Here is a 21718-nt window from a genome sequence, read left to right as displayed (position 1 = left end):
AGGAGCTTCGGTGAAATATCGCTGGATTTTGCTGATATTTCTCAGCCTCGGCCTCGGTTATGGCGCCGTTACAAGGGGCGGCGGCATCATCGCGGAAAGCTATTTCGGCGAAGTCTCCGATCAGGGCCGCACCACTCTGCGGCTGGCCGTCTCGGCCCTCGGCGGGCTTTTGAGCCGTTATGAGCCGCTGCCGGCTTTGATTGCTGACCACGACGACATTGAAGAGCTGGTTGCGCATCCGAAGGATGAGACGCTGCGCCAGCGTGCCAATGTCTACCTCAAATCCATCAACACCCTGCTGGAATCCTCCGATATCTACATCATCACGCTGGATGGCGAGACTATCGCGGCCAGCAACTATGATGGACCCACGAGCTTCGTCGGCGAGAATTTCAGCTATCGTCCCTATTTTCAGGATGCGGCCAAAGGCTTCAAGTCACGCTTCTTCGCGCTCGGCACCACCTCTCACAAACGCGGCTATTATTTTTCTGCGCCGATCCTCTTTAATCAGGAGATCAAGGGCGTCATCGTCTTCAAGGTCGATATTGAAGGCATAGAGGCCTCCTTCGGTGATGGTGAAAACCGTATTCTGGTCTCCGATCCGGAAGGCATCATCTTCATGACCGGAACGCCGCAATGGCTTTATTCCGGCCTGATGCCGCTGACCCCTGAAAGGTTGGCGCGCACGGAGACATCGCGCCGTTACGCAAACGCCGGCTTGAAGGAACTGCCGCTGAAAAACGGCAATTTCGGCTCCCATCAACTGATGACGATCGCCCAGAATGACGGTGAGAGGGAATATATGGTCCTGTCGCAGCCGATGGCGGATGCCGGCTGGACTGTCAGCGTGCTGATGGATACGGGTTCAGTCAGAACACAGGTCAAGACGGCGATGATCGCGATCATCCTTTGTCTGTGCCTCGCTGCTGCCCTCATTGCCGCCATGCTACAGAGACGGCGGCGTCTGCGTGAGCGACTGACCCATCAGGCGGAGGCGCAGGCGGAACTGGAGCGCCGGGTGGAGGAGCGCACGGCTGATCTGGCGCGGGTCAACCAGGAGATCAAGCACGAGATCGCCGAACGCCGCCAGACCGAGAAACAATTGCGCAAGATGCAGAATGATCTGGTGCAGGCGGGCAAGCTTGCCGCACTCGGTCAGATGTCGGCCGCGCTGTCGCATGAGTTCAACCAGCCGCTTGCTGCTGCCAAGAACTATGCGGAAAACGCCTCGCTTCTGGTGGAGCGCGGGCGTCTGGACGACGTGACGGAAAATCTCAGACGCATTTCGGGCCTCATCGATCGCATGGCGTCCATCAGCAAACACCTGAGAAATTTCGCCCGCAAGCCCAACGAAAAAATGGCGGCGGTCGGTCTGGAGGCCGTGCTTCGCGATACGCTGGAAATCGTCGGTGCGCGGCTGAATGCCGCCAATGCGGTGCTGGAGGTCGATCTCGGCCCGGTGCCGCTTGCGGTGAAGGCAGGCTCAGTGCGGCTGCAGCAGGTACTCGTCAACATCATTTCCAATGCCGCCGATGCCGTGGAAGGGCGAGAGGATCGCCGCATTGCCCTCAAGGCTGTGCAGCATGACCAGACGGTGTCGATCTTCATTCGCGACCGTGGCCCCGGCGTGCCGCCGGCGATTTCCGAACGCATCTTCGATCCCTTCTTCACCACCAAGGGGGTAGGGCGCGGCCTCGGCCTTGGCCTTTCCATCTCCTACAACATCATCAAGGATTTCGGCGGCCAGTTGCGTGTCCGAAACCATGAAGAGGGCGGGGCGGAATTCGAGATCGAATTGCCGGCAGCCGCCTGGCGTATGGAGGCGGCTGCGGAATGACCATGTCGCGGGTTCTGTTGATCGATGACGAGGAGGAGTTGCGCTTTTCCACCGCACAGGCGCTGGAGCTTTCCGGTTTCGCCGTCACCATGCTGGCGAGCGCCGAACATGCGCTCGAACTCATCGGTTACAGCTTTGATGGGGTCGTGGTCAGCGATATCCGCATGCCCGGCATGGATGGCATGACGCTGCTGCAGAAGGTGCGGGAGCTTGATGCGGAAATACCTGTGATCCTTATGACGGGCCATGGCGATGTGCAATTGGCTGTCAACGCCATGCGCAACGGCGCCTATGATTTCATCGAAAAGCCATTCACGCCGCAATATCTCGCCGGGATCATCAAAAGGGCCAATGATCGACGCGCGCTGGTACTGGAAAACCGCCGCCTGAAGGCGGTTGCGGGCAAACATGACGATCTCGAAACGCGTCTGCCCGGCCGAACCCAGGTCATGGTCGATCTGCGGTATCGTATCCGCGCCATCGGCGCAACGGATGCCGATACGCTGATCGTCGGCGATACCGGGGCGGGCAAGGAGGTGGTGGCGCGGGCGCTGCATGATATCAGCGCCAGAGCCAACCGGCCCTTCGTGGCGATCAATTGCGCCGCCCTTCCGCAGACGCTGATCGAAAGCGAACTCTTTGGCCATGAGGCCGGTGCTTTTCCGGGTGCGCTGCGCCCGCGCTACGGTAAGTTCGAGCATGCCCGCGGCGGCACGATCCTGTTGGATGAGATCGGCTCCATGCCGTTCGAATTGCAGGGCCGGTTTCTGCGTGTTTTGCAGGAGCGGGTGATTACCCGCCTCGGCTCCAATGAAACCGTTGAACTCGACGTCCGTTTCATCGCCACCAGCAAGGTCGATCTGGAACAGGAAGTTGCCGCAGGCCGGTTCCGCGCCGATCTTCTTTATCGCCTGAACGTCGCGACAATCCTCGTGCCCTCCCTGTCGCAGCGCAGCGCCGATATACCGCTGCTGTTCCTGCATCTGGTGCGGGAGGCTGCCGCCCGTTACGGGCGGGAGGACATGGACGTGCCGCAACAACTGCTCTCAGTCGTTTCCCTTCGCGAGTGGCCCGGTAACGTGCGTGAACTGCGCAATGCGGCGGACCGCTTCGTCCTTGGCCTGGAAAGCGATGCTTCCGAAGCCTCGCCGCCGTTTCAGGATGATGGCAGGGAAGGGCTTGCCACGAGGGTCGCAGCCTATGAAAAAAGCCTGATTGCGCGCGCGATAGCCGTCCATGGCGGCAATCTGAAATCCGTCTATGAGAGCCTCGGCATTTCCCGCAAAACGCTTTACGAAAAAATGCAGAAATACGAGCTGCACCGGCATATGACAGAGGTGTGATGGGTGGATTTCCACCCACGGATGAACCCCTATGGGTAGAAATCCACCCATTACCGTTTGTGACGGCGATAAAAGCGCATCTCTCGGCAAGACCGCCGTTGCTGAACGACAATCCCGGATCGCAAATAGCTCACCCCGGCCGCCATAGAGGAGTATGCGCGGCTGAAGTGGCGAAAATTTTCATCCGGGAGGAATCGATGAAAATACTGAAGACAGTCACCGGCCTTGCTGCCGCCGCTGCCGTATCCCTTTTTGCGCTATCCGCATCCGCTCAGAATTATCCCGAGCGTAACATCACCATGGTCGTGCCTTTTGCTGCCGGTGGCCCGACGGATACGGTTGCGCGCCTTGTTGCCGAATCCATGTCGAAGGATCTCGGTCAGCAGATCATCGTCGAAAATGTCGGCGGCGCGGGCGGCACGCTCGGCGCTGGCCGCGTGGCGGCGGCGGACCCGGACGGTTACACCGTTCTCTTGCACCATATCGGCATGGCGACGAGCGCCACGCTCTATCGCAAGCTCGCTTATGATACGACAAACGCATTCGAATATGTCGGTCTGGTCACCGAAGTGCCGATGACCATCCTGTCGCGCAAGACCCTCGAGACCAAGGACCTTAAGGGTTTGATCGACTATGCCAAGGCGAACAAGGACAAGGTGACCGTTGCCAATGCCGGCATCGGTGCCGCCTCGCACCTCTGCGGCATGCTGTTCATGAGCGCCATCGAAACACCGCTCGTCACCGTCCCTTACAAGGGCACCGGCCCGGCCATGACCGACCTGCTCGGCGGCCAGGTGGATATCATGTGTGACCAGACCACCAACACCACCAAGCAGATCCAGGGCGGAACCGTGAAAGCCTATGCCGTGACCTCGGCCAAGCGGCTCGACGTGCTTCCGAACGTGCCGACGGTCGCCGAAGAAGGTCTGCCGAAACTCGAAGTTGGCATCTGGCACGGCATCTATACGCCGAAGGGCACGCCTGCCGAAATCAACGAAAAGCTCTCCAAGTCGCTGCAGGTCGCGCTGAAGGACAAGAACGTCGCGGCTCGTTTTGCCGAACTCGGCACGACGCCTTCTTCTGAAAGCGATGCGACGCCGGCGGCACTCAAGGCCAAGCTCGAAAGCGAAATCGCCCGCTGGAAGCCGGTGATCGAAACCGCCGGCCAATATGCCGACTGATGATCAGGACGTGACCGGCGGCACCTTGCCGCCGGTTTCCTGCTATCATTTTAACGCGCGGAACGGTGTGTTACCGGCCGCAGTGGAGGGGCATCTTTCATGAAGTCGTTTTTCATTGACCCTGCCGAAGCAGCCTGCGGGGCGATATTCATCGGTTTTGGCGCTTTTTTCGCGCTGCAGTCTTTCGGGCTGGATTTAGGAACCACATTTCGCATGGGGCCGGGGTATTTTCCGCTTGTGCTGGCCATCGTGCTGATCCTGCTGGGCAGCGTCATATTCTTTCGCGCCACCCGCGTGCAGGGTGATGTCATCGGGGCCATCGCCTGGCGAGGGATTTTTTTCATTCTGCCCGCGCCGATCTTTTTCGGCTTCACGGTGCGGGGCCTGGGTTTTGTCCCGGCACTGTTTTTCAGCGCGCTTATCGCAGCCTTCGCCTCGCACAAGATGAGCCCACTGATGGCCGTCGTAATTTCCGCCGCCATCACGGTCTTTTCCGTTGCTGTGTTCAATTATGGTCTCGGCCTGCCGTTCCAGCGCTTCGGCCCCTGGCTTAAATTTTGAGGCGCCCCGATGGATTTGCTTAATAATCTCGCTCTCGGTTTCGTCACCGCTTCGTCGCTGGCAAACCTTTTTTTCTGCCTGATCGGCGTGCTGCTCGGCACCCTCATCGGCGTGTTGCCGGGCATCGGCGCAACGGCGACCATCGCCATGCTGCTGCCGATCACCTTTCAGCTTGAGCCCGTGTCGTCGCTGATCATGCTCGCCGGCATTTATTACGGCGCGCAATATGGCGGTTCCACCACAGCCATCCTCATCAACATGCCGGGGGAGTCCTCCTCCGCCGTCACCGCCATCGATGGTTACCAGATGGCGCGCAAGGGCAAGGCTGGTGCTGCACTTGCAATCGCCGCCATCGGCTCGTTTTTCGCGGGTACGGTTTCCACCTTCCTGGTGGCGATCTTCGCACCGCCTTTGACGGCGATCGCGCTGGAATTCGGTGCCGCTGAATATTTCTCGCTGATGGTCGTCGGCCTTGTCTCGTCCATAGCGCTTGCCCATGGCTCCATCGTCAAGGCGCTGGCTATGGTCGTGCTCGGCCTGTTGCTCGGTCTGGTCGGCACGGATATCTACAGCGGCACGCCGCGCTTCACCCTCGGCATCCGCGAATATGCCGACGGGCTCAATTTCGTGGCGGTTGCTGTGGGCGTCTTCGGTATCGCGGAAATCCTGCGCAATCTCGAGAACGAACGCACCCGGTCGGTGCTGATCGCCAAGGTCAGCAGCCTGATGCCGTCGAAGGAAGATTTCAAGGCCATGATCGGCCCGGTGCTGCGCGGCACGGCCATCGGTTCGGCTCTCGGCATCCTGCCGGGTGGCGGAGCGATCCTTGCGGCTTTTGCCTCCTACACGGTGGAAAAACGCGTCTCCAAGAACCCGGAAGAATTCGGGCATGGCGCGGTGGCCGGTGTTGCCGGTCCGGAATCGGCCAATAACGCCGGCGCGCAGACCTCCTTCATCCCGCTGCTGACGCTCGGCATTCCGGCCAACCCGGTCATGGCGCTGATGATCGGCGCGATGATCATTCAGGGCATCGTGCCGGGTCCAAACGTAGCGACCGAACAGCCGGCGCTGTTCTGGGGCATCATCGCCTCCATGTGGATCGGCAACCTGATGCTCGTCATCCTTAACCTGCCGCTGATCGGGCTGTGGGTGAAGCTGCTGACGGTGCCCTATTATGTGCTGTTCCCCATCATCATGGCCTTCTGCGCCATCGGGGTCTACAGCGTCAATTCCAACGTCTTTGATCTTTACGCCGTCGCCTTCTTCGGTTTCATCGGTTACGTGTTGGTGAAACTGCGCTGCGAGCCGGCCCCGCTGCTTCTGGGCTTTGTGCTTGGGCCTCTGCTGGAAGAAAACCTGCGCCGCGCCATGATCCTGTCGCGCGGCGATCCGACCACCTTCGTCACCCGCCCGATCAGCGCCACCCTGCTTTTCATTGCTCTGGCCGTGCTGATCATCGTCTTCCTGCCCAGCGTGAAGAAGAAGCGTGAAGAGGTTTTCGTGGAAGAAGACTGAGCAATATCAAAACGTCATAAGCCGGCGATGGAAACATCGCCGGTTTTTTTGTGTTTGGATCGATCGGAACGAATTCGCTTCACGAAAGCGACATATGGTTGACTCACGCGCTTTTAAGCCCAAGGAAGGGCGGGAAAGAGAGGTCGATATGACGTCGGAAACCGAAAAACGGATCATTGCGCTCGAGGAAACGATCGCGCATCAGGCAAAGACCATCGAGGAACTGTCCGACCAGCTGACGGAACAGTGGAAGGTGGTGGAGCAGACGCGCGCCAAGCTCGACCGGTTGACGGAAAGGTTCCTGAGCCTCGAGGAGCAATCGCTGGATGCGCCTGCCATCACCCGGCCACCGCATTACTGACAGGGAGTACCCGATGAAAAACGACACAGCCGCACTTGCCGCCGAAATCACCAATTTCTGGAAAAAGGCCGGCCCGGACAAATGGTTCGACAAGGACGCCGCCTTCGACAATCACTTTCATGACCGTTTTCGCGACGCCCATTTCGCTGCCGCAAGGCGCGAGCTGGACGGCTGGCTCGCGGGTGCGGAAAGCAGTCTTGCGCTGATGCTTCTGCTGGATCAGTTCCCGCGCAATTGCTTTCGCGGCACCGCCCATATGTATGCCACCGATCCGCTGGCACGCCTGTTCGCCGATGAGGCCATCCGCCGTGGCCACGATCAGGCGGTGAGTGAGGATTTGCGCGTTTTCTTCTACCTGCCTTTTTCCCATGCGGAGGATATCGCGGCCCAGCGGCGTGCCTGCGACCTCAATCAGCCGCTTGGCGGGCTTTATCTCCATCATGCCGAAGAACATCGCGATATCGTCGAGCAATTCGGCCGCTTTCCGCATCGCAATGACATATTGCTGCGGGAGACGACGCCGGAAGAACTGCAATATCTGGAGGAAGGCGGCTTTTCCGGCTGAGCGCGAAATGAAAACGCCGCCAGTCCCGAAGGATGGCGGCGTTATTAATGGACGTAATCGGTGGCAATCAGCCGTCGAAGAATTCTTTCATCCGGGCAAAGAAGCCGGTTGATTCCGGATTGTTCTCCTTGGAGGAGAGCTGTTCGAATTCCTGCAACAGCTCGCGCTGACGCTTGCTGAGCTTCTGCGGCGTCTCGATCTGGATCTGGATATAGAGATCACCGGTCTGCGCCGAACGCAGCACCGGCATGCCCTTGCCCTTCAGACGGAACTGCTTGCCCGGCTGGGTGCCTTCCGGAACCGTGACGCGTGACTTCGTACCGTCGAGCGTCGTGACATCAAAGGTGCCGCCAAGCGCTGCCGTCGTCATCGAAATCGGCACGGAGCAATAAAGGTCGGCACCGTCGCGCTGGAAGAACTCATGCGGTCGCACAGACAGGAAGATATAAAGATCGCCCGCCGGGCCGCCACGCATGCCGGCTTCGCCTTCGCCCTGCAGGCGAATGCGGGTGCCGTCCTCAATGCCCGAGGGAATGTTGACCGAAAGCGAACGCTCTTCCGTCACGCGGCCCTGACCGTGGCACTTGCCGCAGGGATCGGAAATCGTCTGTCCGCGTCCGTGGCAGGTGGGGCAGGTGCGCTCCACCGAAAAGAAGCCCTGTGCCGCGCGCACACGGCCGGAACCCTGGCAGGTGCCGCAGGTCTTGGGCTGCGTGCCGGGTTTGGCGCCAGAGCCGGAACAGACGTCGCAGGTGATCGATGTCGGAACCCTGATCTGCGCCGTCTTGCCGGCGAAGGCTTCCTCCAGCGTGATTTCCATATTGTAGCGAAGGTCGGCCCCGCGCTCCCGCCCGCCCGAAGAGCGGCGCGCCCGTCCACCGCCCATCATCTCGCCGAAGATGTCTTCGAAGATATCGGAGAAGCCGCCATTGGCGAAACCGCCGCCACCGCCACCGCCGCCCATGCCGCCATTTTCAAACGCGGCGTGGCCGAAACGGTCATAGGCCGCGCGCTTCTGCGGATCCTTCAGCGTTTCATAGGCTTCGTTGATTTCCTTGAACTTCCCTTCGGAATCGGCATCATCAGGGTTTTTGTCCGGATGGTATTTCATCGCGAGTTTGCGGAAGGCGCTTTTCAGCTCTTTTTCGTCCGCGGTCTTGCTGACGCCAAGTGTTTCGTAAAAGTCTGCTTTCGCCATTAAGATAACAAGCCTCGCAAATGGATTTCCGGCTGCACGTCGGCAGCCGGATGTCTTGCATATATAGACAGGAGACTAGAAGTCACGCGATTAGGCGGACTTCTTGTCGTCCTTGATTTCCTCATAGTCGGCGTCGACGACGTCGTCCTTACCGTCTTCGCCAGCATCGCCGGCTTCGGCCTGCTGCGCTTCGTAGATCGCCTGCCCGAGCTTCATGGACACTTCCATGAGGGTCTGGGTCTTCGCCTGAATGTCATCGGCGTCAGGCTCGGAAGCCTCAACCGATGTCTTCAGGCTGGCAATGGCGTCTTCGATGGCCTTACGGTCGGTCTCGGAAACCTTGTCGCCATATTCCTTCACCGACTTCTCGGTGGAGTGGATAAGGCTTTCGGCCTGGTTCTTGGCTTCTACACCGGCGCGACGCTTCTTGTCTGCTTCGGCATTGGCTTCGGCGTCCTTGACCATCTTCTCGATGTCGGCGTCGGACAGACCACCGGAGGCCTGGATGCGGATCTGCTGCTCTTTGCCGGTGCCCTTGTCCTTGGCGGAAACCTGCACGATGCCGTTGGCGTCGATGTCGAAGGTCACTTCGATCTGCGGAACGCCGCGCGGCGATGGCGGCAGGCCGACGAGGTCGAACTGGCCGAGCAGCTTGTTATCCTGCGCCATTTCACGCTCGCCCTGCGAAACGCGGATGGTCACGGCCGACTGGCTGTCTTCGGCGGTCGAGAAGGTCTGGCTCTTCTTCGTCGGGATCGTCGTGTTGCGATCGATCAGACGGGTGAAGACGCCACCCAGCGTTTCGATGCCGAGCGACAGCGGGGTCACATCAAGCAACAGAACGTCCTTGACATCGCCCTGCAGAACGCCCGCCTGAATGGCGGCGCCCATGGCAACCACTTCATCAGGGTTCACGCCCTTGTGCGGCTCCTTGCCGAACAGCTGCTTGACGACTTCCTGCACCTTCGGCATGCGGCTCATGCCGCCAACCAGAACGACTTCGTCGATCTCGGCTGCGGTAACGCCGGCATCCTTGAGCGCAGCCTTGCACGGTGCAACGGTGCGCTGCACCAGATCGTCAACCAGGCTTTCGAACTTGGCGCGGGTCAGCTTCAGCGTCAGATGCTTCGGACCGGTGGCGTCAGCCGTGATGAACGGCAGGTTGATTTCGGTCTGCTGCGAAGACGAAAGTTCGATCTTCGCCTTTTCGGCAGCTTCCTTGAGGCGCTGCAGAGCCAGCTTGTCGCCCTTCAGGTCAATGCCCTGATCCTTCTTGAACTCGCCGGCCAGATATTCGACCAGACGCATGTCGAAGTCTTCACCGCCGAGGAAAGTGTCGCCGTTCGTCGATTTCACTTCGAAGACGCCGTCGCCGATTTCCAGAACGGAAATATCGAAGGTGCCGCCGCCAAGGTCGTAAACGGCAATCGTCTTGCCGTCCTTCTTGTCGAGACCGTAGGCGAGTGCGGCAGCAGTCGGCTCGTTGATGATACGCAGAACATCAAGACCGGCGATGCGGCCCGCATCCTTGGTTGCCTGGCGCTGGGCGTCGTTGAAGTAGGCCGGAACGGTGATGACGGCCTTCTCGACCTTCTCGCCGAGATAGGATTCAGCCGTTTCCTTCATCTTCTGAAGGATCATCGCGGAAATTTGCGAAGGGGAATAATTCTTGTCCTGTGCCTTCACCCATGCGTCGCCATTGTCGCCATTGACGATTTCGAAGGGGACGAGGTGCTTGTCCTTTTCGACGGTCGGGTCTTCGTAACGACGACCGATGAGGCGCTTGACCGCAAACAGGGTGTTGGTCGGGTTGGTGACCGCCTGCCGCTTGGCCGGCTGGCCGACAAGGCGTTCGCCATCGTCGGAAAATGCCACCATGGACGGCGTGGTGCGTGCGCCTTCCGCGTTTTCAATGACTTTGATGTCCTTGCCGTCCATCACTGCGACGCAGGAATTGGTCGTGCCAAGGTCGATACCGATTACTTTTGCCATGCTCTTCTCTCCTTGAAGCGAGCTGCCGGAACCCCGTGAGGCATTCTTGTGGCAACTCCTTGACTTGGATTTGCAACATTCGCTGCAGTTCTGCGGCGTATATAAGGAGCGATTTTTCCTGCTGCAAGGCGCAAGAGAGGGGGAAGCGCAGCAAAAAGCGCAGGAAACCTCAGTATGTGCAGAAGCATAGGCGTCAACGCTTGCGGAAGCGGGAAAACGCGACTTTGACGTTACGCGTGGCCGGATATCCTGAAGATAGATCCGGTAATGGCTTGGAGCAACGCCGGCGGCTAAAGATGAGGTGAAATGGCGGACAGGGTGGGATTCGAACCCACGGTACGCTTTCACGCACACACGCGTTCCAGGCGTGCGCCTTAAACCACTCGGCCACCTGTCCTTTTTTCAAATCTGCATGTTTTGAAGAATGCAAATCACTGGAACGGCGCGATATATACCGATGAATTCGCAGGGATCAACACGAATCTGACAGTTTTTTGAAATGTCGGCAATTTCCTGCATTTAGATGCGGTTGCAAACGGGTTTTACCACCTTTATCGATGCACTATATGTTTCAAAACATGTTCGTTGAAGAGGCGGACCATAACCGAGGTGTCCCGATGAAAGCTTTTTTGCGGTTTTTGAGCTTTCTTCTCCTTCTCGCGGCGGTTTTTCTGGGTGTGCTTGATTCGATCCGCTCGGTTTCCACATCCTCGGTCAATATTACCGGCATCCTGTCCGTCTGGAATTATTTTCTTCCTGCCTCGCGCACCATGGTGGAAGCCGCCGTGGGTCACTATATTCACCCTGAAGCGTGGCGCTTCATTGAAAATGCGCTGTCGGCGCTGCCCGCATTTGCTTTTTTCCTCGTCCTGTCGCTGCTTTGCTGGATGGCCGGTTACAGGAAGCACAAGGTGATGAGGCGCTTGCCGGTCTGATTTGTCAGCCTGAACGACGTTGGCGCCCGCAGATGTGAACCATGAGAAGCGGCGATATTGGCCGCACGGAGGTCCCGATGTTCCTGTTCGATACGCTTTCAAAAAAGACGACGATGCCGACCGAAGAGACTGCTTTGCCGGGTCGTGAAGAGGCGCTTGTCGTGCCGGAGAACCATTTCGTCAATGGTCGGCCGTTGAAGGGGCCTTATCCCGACGGTCTGGAAATCATCTATCTCGGTATGGGTTGTTTCTGGGGCGCGGAACGGTTGTTCTGGCAGACGCCGGGCGTGTGGGTAACGGCGGTGGGTTATGCCGGCGGCTTTACCGAGAATCCGACCTATCAGGAGACGACGACCGGCCAGACAGGCCATGCTGAAGTCGTCAAGGTCGTCTATGATCCGGCTGTGATCTCTTTGTCGGGCCTGCTCAGGATATTCTTCGAGGAGCATGATCCGACCCAGGGGATGCGGCAGGGCAACGATGTGGGTACGACCTATCGTTCGACCATTTATGCAACGACCGAAGGCCAGCTGCAGCAGGCGCAAAAGGCGCGCGACGCTTTTCAGCAGGCTCTGGAGGCGGCAGGCCATGGCCGGGCCATTACCACCGAAATCGGGCCGCTTGAAACATTTTATTATGCTGAGGACTATCATCAGCAATATCTTGCCAAGAACCCGGGTGGTTACTGCGGCCTGCGCGGAACCGGCGTAAGTTGCAATATCGACTAGATTTTTTGCAGATTGACCCGGTGGAAAGACCAAAAAAGCGCCAGATAAAAGTTTTTCCACCGGGTCAAAAAAACCGGATGAATTTTTCATTGAGCCATGCAAGGATATGAGGCAAGCACAGCCGGTATAACGGCTGGCGGTTCCGCAGACATTCCCGGTAAACGGGTTTGCGGGAGGACCCTTATAATATCAATTGCAACAACAGGGCTGCACAATGAAAAAATCCCTTCTGACGCTTTTTGCGCTTGCCGCAATGTCGGCTTCTGCGCTCGCTGCGGATGTCAAGCCGGCGCTGGTCTATGGCACGGGCGGCAAGTTCGACAAGTCGTTCAATGAAGCCGCTGCGGCCGGCGCTGAAAAGTTCAAGGCGGAAACGGGCATCGAGTACCGTGACTTTGAGCCGACCAGCGACACGCAGGGTGAACAGGCCATCCGCAACTTCGCCAGCAAGGGCTTCAACCCCGTCATCGCCGTGTCCTTCGCTTGGACCTCGGCCATGGAAAAGGTTGCAGCCGAATTCCCAGACACCAAATTCGTGATTGTCGATTCCGTTGTCGAGCTGCCGAATGTCCGCTCCGTCGTCTACAAGGAGCATGAAGGTTCCTACCTCGTCGGTCTTCTGGCGGGAATGGCTTCCAAGACCGGCAAGGTCGGCTTCATCGGCGGTATGGATATTCCGCTGATCCGTAAATTCGCCTGTGGTTATGCACAGGGCGCCAAGGCGGCCAACGACAAGATCGAAGTCTTCCAGAACATGACCGGCACCACGGGTGCTGCCTGGAACGATCCGGTGCGCGGCGGCGAACTCACCAAAAACCAGATCGACCAGGGTGCGGACGTGATCTACGCGGCAGCCGGTGCGACCGGTATCGGTGTGCTGCAGACCGCCGCCGACAACAAGAAGTTCTCGATCGGCGTCGATTCCAACCAGAACCACCTGCATCCGGGTTCCGTTCTGACATCCATGGTCAAGCGTGTCGATCTGGCCGTCTATAATGCCTATAAGGATACCAAGGACGATAAGTTCACCCCCGGTATCGTGGCGCTCGGCGTCAAGGAAGACGGCGTGGCCTATGCTTTGGACGACAACAACAAGGCGCTGATCACGCCTGAGATGATTGCCGCCGTGGACAAGGCGAAGGCCGACATTATCTCCGGCGCAGTCAAGGTCCACGACTATATGGCGGACAATTCCTGCCCGAAATGATATGATATGCAACTGGGGCGCATGATGAATTTTCATCTTGCGCCCTTTTCATATCCAGCCTTCGGAGAGGTTTCGGTTTGAATATGGACCCAGCAATTGAACTCGTGGGCATCGACAAGAAATTCGGTGCCGTTCACGCCAACAAGAATATCAATCTGACCGTTGCCAAGGGCACGATCCACGGCATCATCGGGGAAAATGGCGCCGGAAAATCGACCTTGATGTCGATCCTCTATGGTTTTTACCAGGCAGATGCCGGCGAAATCCGCGTGAACGGCGCACCCGTTACGATCCGTGACAGTCAGGCCGCGATCAGTGCCGGTATCGGCATGGTCCATCAGCATTTCATGCTGGTGGAAAATTTCACCGTGCTTGAAAATGTGATGCTGGGTGCTGAGGGCGGCGCATTGCTGGCCAAAGGCCGGGCCGGTGCACGCAAGGAGCTGAAGCGCCTGGAGGATGATTACGGGCTGGAAGTCGATCCGGATGCGGTGATCGAGGAATTGCCCGTTGGTCTGCAGCAGCGCGTCGAAATCCTCAAGGCCATGTATCGTGGCGCTGAAATCCTGATCCTCGACGAGCCGACCGGCGTTCTGACGCCGGCTGAGGCCGATCACCTTTTCAAGATCCTCGGTGTTCTGCGTGAGCAGGGTAAGACCATCATCCTCATCACCCACAAGCTGCGCGAAATCATGGCGATCACGGACTCCGTCTCCGTCATGCGCCGCGGCGAAATGGTAGCGACCCGCAAGACCTCCGAAACCAGCGTCGAGGAACTGGCCGAATTGATGGTCGGCCGCCGTGTGCTGCTGCGGGTGGAAAAGGGCGAGACGACGCCGGGCGAGGTTCTTCTCTCCATCCGCAATCTCACCGTCAAGGACAGCCGTGGTGTCACCATGGTCGACGATGTTTCGCTCGATGTCCGCGCCGGTGAAATCGTCGGCATCGCCGGGGTCGCCGGCAATGGTCAATCGGAACTGCTGGAAGCCATCGCCGGCATACGCAAGCCCTCTTCGGGCGAGATATGGGTGGATGGCCAGAAGGTGGATCGTCCGGATCCGGCGATCCTGCGCAAGCTCGGCCTCGCGCATATCCCGGAAGACCGCCATCATATGGGGCTGGTGCTGAAATTTGAGGAATATGAAAACTCCATCCTCGGTTATCACCATGACGAGCGTTACGGCAGGGGGCCTTTCCTGAACCCTGAGGCCATCCGCAAGGATGCCGTCGAAAAGATCGAGAAATACGACATCCGCCCGCCGAACCCGCAGCTGAAGACCGCCAATTTTTCCGGCGGTAATCAGCAGAAGATTGTCGTCGCCCGCGAAATCGAACGCGACCCGAAGATGTTGATCATCGGCCAGCCGACGCGCGGCGTGGATATCGGCGCTATCGAATTCATCCATCGGCGCATCATCGAAATGCGTGATGCCGGCAAAGCGATTTTACTGGTTTCAGTCGAACTCGATGAAATCCGTTCCCTTTCGGACCGGATCATGGTGATGTTCGCTGGCCGGGTCGTTGGAGAAAAAACGGCGGAAGCCGAAGAACAGACGCTGGGCCTGATGATGGCCGGCATCGCCGCATGAGGCATGAATGAGCACCGCTTCCGCACCCCTACCAAACTGGATCAGCTACGGCCTGTTGCCGCTGCTGAATGTCATAACCGCCTTTCTGATTTCCGGGCTCGTCGTCTGGTCCATCGGCGAAAACCCGCTGGCAGCACTTCGTCTGCTGATCGAAGGCGCGCTCGGCCGCGGCGATGCCATCGGCTTCACGCTGTTTTATACGACGAGCTTCATCTTCACCGGCCTCTCTGTTGCGGTCGCCTTTCATGCCGGCCTTTTCAACATCGGCTCCGAAGGTCAGGCCTATATTGGCGGGCTGGGTGCGGCGCTGGTGGCGCTGGCGCTTGATCGTTACGTGCCATGGTATGTGACGATGCCCTTCGCCGTCATCGGCGCTGCGGTTTTCGGCGCGGCCTGGGCCTTTATTCCGGCCTGGCTGCAGGCCAAACGCGGCAGCCACGTCGTCATCACCACCATCATGTTCAACTTCATCGCTGCGGCCTTGATGGTTTACCTGCTGGTGAATGTGCTGATCGTGCCGGGCAAGATGGCGCCGGAAACGCGCACCTTCCTGCCTGGCGGCCAACTGCCGAAGCTGGACTGGCTGATGGCGTGGTTTGGCCTCAAGCTCGGGCCGGCGCCGTTCAACGTCTCCTTCCTTATCGCTCTGGTCATGTGTTTTCTCGTCTGGGTACTGATCTGGCGCACCAAGCTTGGTTATGAGATGCGCACGCTCGGCGTCAGCCCTTCCGCCGCCATTTATGCCGGCATTCCCTACGCACGCACCGTCATCATCGCCATGCTCATTTCCGGTGGTCTGGCGGGCATGATGGCCCTGAACCCGGTCATGGGCGCTTCAGCGCGACTGCAGGTGGAATTCGTCGGAGGTGCGGGCTTCGTCGGCATCGCGGTATCGCTGATGGGGCGAAGCCATCCTCTCGGCATCATCTTCTCGGCATTACTGTTCGGCATTCTCTATCAGGGCGGTGCGGATCTTTCCTTCGAAATGCCGAACATTACCCGCGAGATGATCGTGGTCATCCAGGGTCTGGTGATCCTGTTCGCCGGTGCGCTGGAATATATGTACCGGCCGACGATCGTCCACATCTACCAGCGTTTGGCAAAGGGGTGAGCTGATATGGATTTTTTCGATATGCTGGTCAGCATTCTCGGCTCGACCGTCCGTCTCACCATCCCGCTTCTGTTCACCGCACTTGCCGGGCTGTTTTCCGAACGCGCCGGCGTGTTCGATATCGGTCTTGAAGGCAAGATGCTGGCGGCGGCCTTCGCTTCCGCCTGTGTCGCCTATCTCACGGCAAACCCGTGGGCCGGTCTTTTGGCCGGCATTGGCGTCTCGATCGCGTTCTCGCTGATCCACGGCTTTGCCGTGATCACCAATCGCGGCAACCAGATCGTGTCTGGCGTCGCGCTCAATTTCATTGCCGCCGGTCTGACGGTGGTGCTGGGCCAGGCGTGGTTCGGGCAGGGCGGCCGCACGCCGCAATTGCCGGGCGAGGGCCGTTTTACACCGATTATTCTGCCCGGCGCGGATGCGATGCGCGAAGTGCCGTTCATCGGCCCGCTTTATGCCAATGTCATTTCCGGCAACAATATCCTCACCTATCTTGCCTTTCTGGCGGTGCCGCTCTCCTGGTGGGTGCTTTACCGCACTCGCTTCGGCCTGCGGCTGCGCGCTGTCGGTGAAAATCCGGGTGCTGTCGATACGGCGGGCATTTCGGTGACGTGGATGCGTTACCGCGCCGTCATCGTCGCCGGTTTCCTCTGCGGTTTCTCAGGCGCCTATCTGGCTGTCGCGCAGTCGGCAGCCTTCATCGCCAACATGTCTGCCGGCAAGGGTTATATCGCGCTCGCGGCGCTGATCTTTGCGAAATGGAAGCCGGTGCCGGTCATGTTCGCCTGCCTGCTGTTCGGTTTCCTCGATGCCTTCGCTAATTTCATGCAGGGCAAATCCGTGCCGGGTATTGGGGAAGTACCGGTGCAGATTTTCCAGGCCATGCCCTATATCCTGACCTGCATCCTGCTTGCCGGTTTCATCGGCGTCGCCAAGCCACCCAAGGCCGGTGGCGTTGCCTATGCGAAGGAGCGTTAAACCCATGTCTTCTAACCCCAAGTCCCACGAATTGTTCGAGGCTGCGGTGGAGGCCATGGCCTTCGCTTATGCGCCCTATTCGAAATTTCCGGTCGGCGCGGCGATCCGCGCCGAAGATGGAAAAATCTACAAGGGTGCCAATATCGAGAATATCTCCTTCCCACAGGGCTGGTGCGCGGAACCATCAGCCATCAGCGCCATGATCATGGGCGGGGCGAAAAAGATCAGCGAAGTCGCCGTCATCGCCGAAAAGCTGCCGCTCTGCTCGCCCTGTGGCGGCTGCCGCCAGAAGATCGCCGAATTCGCCACGCCGGAGACGAAGATCTATCTTTGCGACGAAACCGGCGTCCAGAAGGTCATGACCATGGAAGAGCTGTTGCCCTCCGTCTTCAAGACCGAGCTGCCCTGATGACGGATGGTTTGATCGATATTCTGGTGGAGCGCCTGAATGGCCTGATGCCGCGCGTCGCCATCGTTCTCGGCTCCGGCCTGGGGTCGCTTGTGGAAGAGGTGAGCGACCCCGTCCGCGTGCCCTATGCCGATCTTCCCGGGTTTCCCGCCGGTGGCGTTTCCGGCCATGCTGGAGAACTGGTCGCCGGTTATCTCGGTGGCGAGCCGGTCATGATGTTATCCGGTCGGGTGCATTTCTACGAAAAGGGCGATCCGGCGGCGATGCGCCCGGTCATCGAGGCGCTGGCCGGCCTCGGCGTGCAATCGGTCATCCTCACCAATTCGGCAGGGTCGGTCAGGCAGGATATGCCGCCCGGCTCCGTCATGCAGATCACTGACCATATCAATTATTCCGGCATGAACCCGCTGATTGGCGAGGAAAGCGACCGCCGCTTCGTCGGCATGACCACGGCCTACGATCCGGACTTGATGCTGGCCATGCGCAATGCCGCGATCCGGGCGACGGTGCCTTTGTTCGGCGGCGTCTATATGTGGTTCTCCGGCCCGAGCTTCGAAACGCCCGCGGAAATTCGCATGGCGCGGCTTCTCGGGGCGGATGCCGTCGGCATGTCCACGGTCCCGGAAGTCATCCTTGCGCGCTTTTTCGGGATGCGCGTTGCCGCCGCATCGGTTATTACCAATTACGGTGCCGGCATGACTGGCGCGGAACTGAGCCATGAAGAAACCAAGGACATGGCTCCCGTGGGCGGCAAGCGACTTGCCGCTATTCTGAAGGAAATGATCGCAGGAGGAGCGTGACCATGGAACTCCAGCGTCCGCGCGAAGCGGCTGCCCTCACTCTGTCCTTGCTGGACTTGACCAATCTTAGGGAAGACTGCACGCCGCAGCAGATTGCCGCTTTGTGCCAGCGGGCGCATACGGACTATGGCAACACGGCCGCGATCTGCATCTGGCCGCGTTTCGTGGCGCAGGCACGCGCTGCTTTCGGAAAAGAACACGCGATCCGAATTGCCACTGTCGTCAACTTTCCCTCTGGCGATCTGGATGTCGCCACTGTCGTGGCGGAAACCGAGTCTGCGATCCGCGACGGCGCCGACGAAATCGATCTGGTTATTCCCTACCGCAAATTCATAGAAGGCGATGAAAAGGCAGTTTCAGAGATGGTAGCGGCCGTGCGTCAAGCCTGTGCCGCGCCCGTACTGCTCAAAGTCATTCTGGAAACGGGTGAGTTGAAAGACAAAGCCCTGATCCGCCGCGCCTCCGAACTCGCCATTGCCGAAGGGGCCGATTTCATCAAGACCTCGACCGGCAAGGTTGCAATAAACGCCACGCTGGAAGCCGCCGACATCATGTTGCAGGCCATCCGTGACAGCCGCCAAAAAGTGGGCTTCAAGCCCGCCGGCGGCATCGGTACGGTGGAAGACGCCACGCTTTACCTGCGGCTGGCGGAAACCATCATGGCACCCAACTGGGCCATGCCATCAACCTTCCGTTTCGGCGCTTCGGGCGTTCTTGACGATGTGCTGAACGTGCTGGCTGGCGGCGAACCGGCCAAGGCCGCCAGCGGGTATTGAGCTTGATCCCGCAGGAGATCATCCGCCGCAAACGCGATGGCCTGTCACTGGCGCCGCAGGAGATTGCGGCTTTCATCGCAGCGCTGTCGAAAGATGGCATATCGGAAGGGCAGGCGGCCGCCTTTGCCATGGCGGTGTTTTTCCGCGGCATGAACCGCGACGAAATGGTAGCGCTGACGCTCGCCATGCGCGATAGCGGCGATGTCCTCTCATGGAGCGATATTGGCAGGCCGGTGGCGGACAAGCACTCGACCGGTGGTGTTGGTGATAACGTCTCCCTGATGCTCGCGCCGATCGTCGCCGCCTGCGGTCTCGCCGTGCCGATGATTTCCGGCAGGGGCCTCGGCCACACCGGCGGCACGCTCGACAAGCTGGAAGCCATCTCCGGCTACAATGTCATGCCTGACGAGGCTTTGTTCCGCCGGACGGTGAAGGCGGTCGGTTGCGCCATCATCGGCCAGACGGGTGATCTCGCACCCGCCGATAAGCGCCTTTATGCCATTCGCGATGTGACCGCGACCGTCGATTCCATCCCGCTGATCACTGCCTCCATCCTTTCGAAGAAACTTGCGGCGGGGCTTGAGACGCTGGTTCTCGACGTGAAGGTCGGCAACGGTGCTTTCATGCAGAGCGTGGAGGATGCCCGCAATCTGGCCCGTGCGCTGGTCGATGTGGCGAATGGTGCAGGTCTTCCGACGACGGCCCTGATAACCGACATGAACCAGCCGCTTGGCGATGCCGCCGGCAATGCGGTCGAAATCGTCAACTGCCTTGATTTTCTGGCCGGTCGCAAGACCGGAACCCGTCTTGAAAAGGTCGTCCTGTCCTTCGCCGCAGAAATGCTGGTACAGGCTCAAAAGGCTGCCACGCTGGAGGAAGGCGAGGCGCTGGCTGCGGTCGCTCTGTCCTCCGGTCGGGCTATGGAAATCTTTGCGCGGATGGTTTCAGCACTGGGCGGGCCTTCGGATTTCGTTGAGGATCCAACCCGTTATCTGCCGTCCGCGCCGGTCGTTCTCACGGTTCCGGCTGCGCGAAGCGGCTGGCTTGCATCCTGCAATACGCGTGATCTTGGCATGGTTGTCGTCGAGCTTGGTGGGGGAAGGAGAAAGCCGTCGGATATGATCGATCCGGCAGTCGGTATTTCGAACATCCTGCCACTTGGCGTTAAGGTGGAAAAGGGCGAGCCGATTGCCATTGTCCATGCGGCTTCAAAGGAAGAGGCGGAACGTGCCGTCAAAAGCATAGCTGCCTATTTTGAGATCGCTGACAGCGCACCGGAAACCAGCGCGCCGATCCTCGAGCGGATCACCTGACAAGCCGCAATTCGCCGCCCGATACCTTGAAGGACGACAATTGTTTCAGAAAGCTCATGCCGATCAGCATGTTGCTCAACGCATTGTCTTTCAGAACCATGGCATCGACATTCTGAACGCGGATCGGGCCGATTTCCACGCGGTCCAGCTTCACATGCGCCGCCATGGTCTGGCCGTTCGCCGTTGAGATCGCATATTTGAAATCGAGGCTGTTGACGCCAAAACCCAGACGCCTCGCGATCGTCTCGTTGATGGCGACCATGGAAGCGCCGGTATCGACAAGGCCGTCGAAAGACTTGCCGTTGATGCGGAAGGCAGCGTTGAAATGGCCGCGGGAATCTGCCTTCAAATTAACGCCGCCCAGCGAAATCGGCTCCGGCTTGGCGGGTTCGGGTGTGGCTTCCGATTTTTCCACGCTGGTTTCGGGGCGCGGCTGAAACTTTTCCACCAGCGCCGGAATTTGCGTGGCGCTGACCGAAAGACCGATAAGCAGAAAAATCGTGCGCGCCAGCAAGTCGTTGCTCCTCAAAGTCCAAGGTTATCCTCGGACAGAATAGGCGCAAAACATGCTGAAATCTTAAAAGAAAAAGCCATTCGCCGCGTATCGGACGGCGAATGGCTCAAACGGTTAAGCGAAGATGAACGGCGTTATTTGGTGCCGTACATGCGGTCGCCGGCGTCACCGAGGCCGGGGACGATATAACCCTTCTCGTTCAGATGTCTGTCGATTGCGGCGGTATAGATCGGCACATCGGGATGCGCCTCGCGGAAATTCTTGATGCCTTCCGGTGCTGCCAGCAGACACAGGAAGCGGATGTTCTTTGCGCCGCGTTCCTTCAGCTTTTCGACAGCGGCAATCGAGGAATTGCCGGTCGCCAGCATCGGGTCCACAACGATGACCAGACGAGCGTCGAGACTTTCGGGAGCCTTGAAGTAATATTCGACGGCCTCCAGCGTATCGTGGTCACGATACACACCGACATGGGCAACGCGCGCCGAGGGCACCAGTTCGAGCATGCCTTCCAGAAGGCCGTTGCCAGCGCGCAGGATAGAGGCGAAAACCAGCTTCTTGCCTTCCAGAACCGGAGCCTGAATGGTTTCGAGCGGCGTGTCGATGGTTTCCATCGTCATTTCAAGGTCGCGCGTCACTTCATAGCAGAGCAGCGTCGAAATTTCCCTGAGCAGGCGACGGAAGCCGGCCGTGGACGTTTCCTTCTTGCGCATGATGGTAAGTTTGTGCCGCACCAGCGGATGTTCGATGACTGTGACGCCGTCCATGAAACTGGCCTTCCTTTTTGATCTTGTGCCCCTGTCATTCA

At 59.0% G+C, this 21718-nt stretch carries 21 protein-coding genes and 1 tRNA gene; 17 read left to right on the top strand and 5 right to left on the bottom strand.

The window, feature by feature from the left end; all coding sequences use genetic code 11:
- The first annotated feature begins 10 nt into the window (after positions 1–10).
- The 7 genes from DXT96_RS14725 (at position 11) to DXT96_RS14695 (ending at position 7363) form a co-directional block, all read left to right on the top strand.
- On the top strand, positions 11–1837 hold the full coding sequence (locus DXT96_RS14725; protein WP_371418868.1) for an ATP-binding protein: 1827 nt from the start codon (positions 11–13) through the stop codon (positions 1835–1837).
- A complete protein-coding gene (locus DXT96_RS14720; RefSeq protein WP_149898211.1) occupies positions 1834–3180 on the top strand; it encodes a sigma-54 dependent transcriptional regulator in 1347 nt (448 codons plus the stop codon). Before DXT96_RS14725 ends, DXT96_RS14720 begins: the two co-directional genes overlap by 4 nt.
- 197 nt (positions 3181–3377) lie before the next feature.
- On the top strand, positions 3378–4361 hold the full coding sequence (locus tag DXT96_RS14715) for a tripartite tricarboxylate transporter substrate-binding protein (RefSeq protein WP_153515321.1): 984 nt from the start codon (positions 3378–3380) through the stop codon (positions 4359–4361).
- Between the two features lie 99 nt (positions 4362–4460).
- A complete protein-coding gene (locus DXT96_RS14710) occupies positions 4461–4922 on the top strand; it encodes a tripartite tricarboxylate transporter TctB family protein (RefSeq protein ID WP_153515320.1) in 462 nt (153 codons plus the stop codon).
- Between the two features lie 9 nt (positions 4923–4931).
- Positions 4932–6437, top strand: a complete 1506-nt coding sequence (locus tag DXT96_RS14705) for a tripartite tricarboxylate transporter permease (RefSeq protein WP_006309942.1) — start codon at positions 4932–4934, stop codon at positions 6435–6437.
- 148 nt (positions 6438–6585) lie between these two features.
- On the top strand, positions 6586–6798 hold the full coding sequence (locus DXT96_RS14700; RefSeq protein WP_013635242.1) for a SlyX family protein: 213 nt from the start codon (positions 6586–6588) through the stop codon (positions 6796–6798).
- A gap of 13 nt (positions 6799–6811) precedes the next feature.
- Positions 6812–7363: a DUF924 family protein gene (locus DXT96_RS14695; protein ID WP_153515319.1), complete on the top strand. Its 552-nt coding sequence runs from the start codon at positions 6812–6814 to the stop codon at positions 7361–7363.
- Positions 7364–7430: 67 nt separating this feature from the next.
- Here the strand turns inward: DXT96_RS14695 and dnaJ are convergent, their stop codons facing one another.
- From dnaJ to DXT96_RS14680, 3 genes are all read right to left on the bottom strand, one after another.
- Positions 7431–8561: a molecular chaperone DnaJ gene (gene dnaJ, locus DXT96_RS14690; RefSeq protein ID WP_153515318.1), complete on the bottom strand. Its 1131-nt coding sequence runs from the start codon at positions 8559–8561 to the stop codon at positions 7431–7433.
- Between the two features lie 90 nt (positions 8562–8651).
- The gene (gene dnaK / locus DXT96_RS14685) at positions 8652–10553 is read right to left on the bottom strand and encodes a molecular chaperone DnaK (RefSeq protein WP_149898216.1); all 1902 of its coding nucleotides are present in this window, start codon (positions 10551–10553) and stop codon (positions 8652–8654) included.
- A 307-nt stretch (positions 10554–10860) separates the two neighbouring features.
- Positions 10861–10950 (bottom strand) — tRNA-Ser (locus DXT96_RS14680).
- Positions 10951–11170: 220 nt separating this feature from the next.
- Here DXT96_RS14680 and DXT96_RS14675 point away from each other — a divergent pair.
- The 10 genes from DXT96_RS14675 to deoA all read left to right on the top strand — a co-directional run bounded on the left by DXT96_RS14675 (position 11171) and on the right by deoA (position 20399).
- The gene (locus tag DXT96_RS14675; protein WP_153515317.1) at positions 11171–11488 is read left to right on the top strand and encodes a hypothetical protein; all 318 of its coding nucleotides are present in this window, start codon (positions 11171–11173) and stop codon (positions 11486–11488) included.
- 77 nt (positions 11489–11565) lie between these two features.
- Positions 11566–12216: a peptide-methionine (S)-S-oxide reductase MsrA gene (gene msrA, locus DXT96_RS14670; protein ID WP_149898218.1), complete on the top strand. Its 651-nt coding sequence runs from the start codon at positions 11566–11568 to the stop codon at positions 12214–12216.
- 214 nt (positions 12217–12430) lie between these two features.
- A complete protein-coding gene (locus DXT96_RS14665; RefSeq protein WP_149898219.1) occupies positions 12431–13423 on the top strand; it encodes a BMP family protein in 993 nt (330 codons plus the stop codon).
- 83 nt (positions 13424–13506) lie between these two features.
- A complete protein-coding gene (locus DXT96_RS14660) occupies positions 13507–15012 on the top strand; it encodes an ABC transporter ATP-binding protein (RefSeq protein WP_153515316.1) in 1506 nt (501 codons plus the stop codon).
- Positions 15013–15019: 7 nt separating this feature from the next.
- Positions 15020–16123 (top strand): ABC transporter permease, encoded by a 1104-nt coding sequence (locus DXT96_RS14655; RefSeq protein ID WP_149898221.1) that lies wholly within the window; start codon positions 15020–15022, stop codon positions 16121–16123.
- Positions 16124–16129: 6 nt separating this feature from the next.
- Positions 16130–17101, top strand: coding sequence for an ABC transporter permease (locus tag DXT96_RS14650; protein ID WP_149898222.1), 972 nt, complete (start codon positions 16130–16132; stop codon positions 17099–17101).
- A 4-nt stretch (positions 17102–17105) separates the two neighbouring features.
- The gene (locus tag DXT96_RS14645) at positions 17106–17510 is read left to right on the top strand and encodes a cytidine deaminase (protein WP_153515315.1); all 405 of its coding nucleotides are present in this window, start codon (positions 17106–17108) and stop codon (positions 17508–17510) included.
- Positions 17510–18310 (top strand): purine-nucleoside phosphorylase, encoded by an 801-nt coding sequence (locus DXT96_RS14640; RefSeq protein WP_153515314.1) that lies wholly within the window; start codon positions 17510–17512, stop codon positions 18308–18310. The genes DXT96_RS14645 and DXT96_RS14640 overlap by 1 nt, the downstream gene beginning before the upstream one ends.
- 2 nt (positions 18311–18312) lie before the next feature.
- Positions 18313–19086, top strand: a complete 774-nt coding sequence (gene deoC, locus DXT96_RS14635) for a deoxyribose-phosphate aldolase (protein ID WP_153515313.1) — start codon at positions 18313–18315, stop codon at positions 19084–19086.
- The gene (deoA, locus tag DXT96_RS14630; RefSeq protein ID WP_153515312.1) at positions 19083–20399 is read left to right on the top strand and encodes a thymidine phosphorylase; all 1317 of its coding nucleotides are present in this window, start codon (positions 19083–19085) and stop codon (positions 20397–20399) included. The genes deoC and deoA overlap by 4 nt, the downstream gene beginning before the upstream one ends.
- Here the strand turns inward: deoA and DXT96_RS14625 are convergent.
- Together DXT96_RS14625 and upp are read right to left on the bottom strand one after the other, a co-directional pair.
- Positions 20392–20913, bottom strand: coding sequence for a TIGR02281 family clan AA aspartic protease (locus tag DXT96_RS14625; protein ID WP_174374053.1), 522 nt, complete (start codon positions 20911–20913; stop codon positions 20392–20394). The genes deoA and DXT96_RS14625 overlap by 8 nt on opposite strands.
- 134 nt (positions 20914–21047) lie before the next feature.
- A complete protein-coding gene (gene upp / locus DXT96_RS14620) occupies positions 21048–21677 on the bottom strand; it encodes a uracil phosphoribosyltransferase (RefSeq protein WP_004439188.1) in 630 nt (209 codons plus the stop codon).
- Between the last annotated feature and the right edge of the window lie 41 nt (positions 21678–21718).

The sequence above is a fragment of the Agrobacterium sp. ICMP 6402 genome (genome assembly GCF_009498615.1).
Classification (GTDB): domain Bacteria; phylum Pseudomonadota; class Alphaproteobacteria; order Rhizobiales; family Rhizobiaceae; genus Agrobacterium; species Agrobacterium burrii.
This window is presented reverse-complemented; position numbering and strand designations above follow the sequence as displayed.

Bases quoted from the DNA above. Each gene is read 5' to 3' on its own strand.
- DXT96_RS14720 (WP_149898211.1), top strand. From the start codon at position 1,834: ATGACCATGTCGCGGGTTCTGTTGATCGATGACGAGGAGGAGTTGCGC.
- DXT96_RS14715 (WP_153515321.1), top strand. From the start codon at position 3,378: ATGAAAATACTGAAGACAGTCACCGGCCTTGCTGCCGCCGCTGCCGTA.
- DXT96_RS14710 (WP_153515320.1), top strand. From the start codon at position 4,461: ATGAAGTCGTTTTTCATTGACCCTGCCGAAGCAGCCTGCGGGGCGATA.
- DXT96_RS14705 (WP_006309942.1), top strand. From the start codon at position 4,932: ATGGATTTGCTTAATAATCTCGCTCTCGGTTTCGTCACCGCTTCGTCG.
- DXT96_RS14700 (WP_013635242.1), top strand. From the start codon at position 6,586: ATGACGTCGGAAACCGAAAAACGGATCATTGCGCTCGAGGAAACGATC.
- DXT96_RS14695 (WP_153515319.1), top strand. From the start codon at position 6,812: ATGAAAAACGACACAGCCGCACTTGCCGCCGAAATCACCAATTTCTGG.
- dnaJ (WP_153515318.1), bottom strand. From the start codon at position 8,561: ATGGCGAAAGCAGACTTTTACGAAACACTTGGCGTCAGCAAGACCGCG.
- dnaK (WP_149898216.1), bottom strand. From the start codon at position 10,553: ATGGCAAAAGTAATCGGTATCGACCTTGGCACGACCAATTCCTGCGTC.
- DXT96_RS14675 (WP_153515317.1), top strand. From the start codon at position 11,171: ATGAAAGCTTTTTTGCGGTTTTTGAGCTTTCTTCTCCTTCTCGCGGCG.
- msrA (WP_149898218.1), top strand. From the start codon at position 11,566: ATGTTCCTGTTCGATACGCTTTCAAAAAAGACGACGATGCCGACCGAA.
- DXT96_RS14665 (WP_149898219.1), top strand. From the start codon at position 12,431: ATGAAAAAATCCCTTCTGACGCTTTTTGCGCTTGCCGCAATGTCGGCT.
- DXT96_RS14660 (WP_153515316.1), top strand. From the start codon at position 13,507: ATGGACCCAGCAATTGAACTCGTGGGCATCGACAAGAAATTCGGTGCC.
- DXT96_RS14655 (WP_149898221.1), top strand. From the start codon at position 15,020: ATGAGCACCGCTTCCGCACCCCTACCAAACTGGATCAGCTACGGCCTG.
- DXT96_RS14650 (WP_149898222.1), top strand. From the start codon at position 16,130: ATGGATTTTTTCGATATGCTGGTCAGCATTCTCGGCTCGACCGTCCGT.
- DXT96_RS14645 (WP_153515315.1), top strand. From the start codon at position 17,106: ATGTCTTCTAACCCCAAGTCCCACGAATTGTTCGAGGCTGCGGTGGAG.
- DXT96_RS14640 (WP_153515314.1), top strand. From the start codon at position 17,510: ATGACGGATGGTTTGATCGATATTCTGGTGGAGCGCCTGAATGGCCTG.
- deoC (WP_153515313.1), top strand. From the start codon at position 18,313: ATGGAACTCCAGCGTCCGCGCGAAGCGGCTGCCCTCACTCTGTCCTTG.
- upp (WP_004439188.1), bottom strand. From the start codon at position 21,677: ATGGACGGCGTCACAGTCATCGAACATCCGCTGGTGCGGCACAAACTT.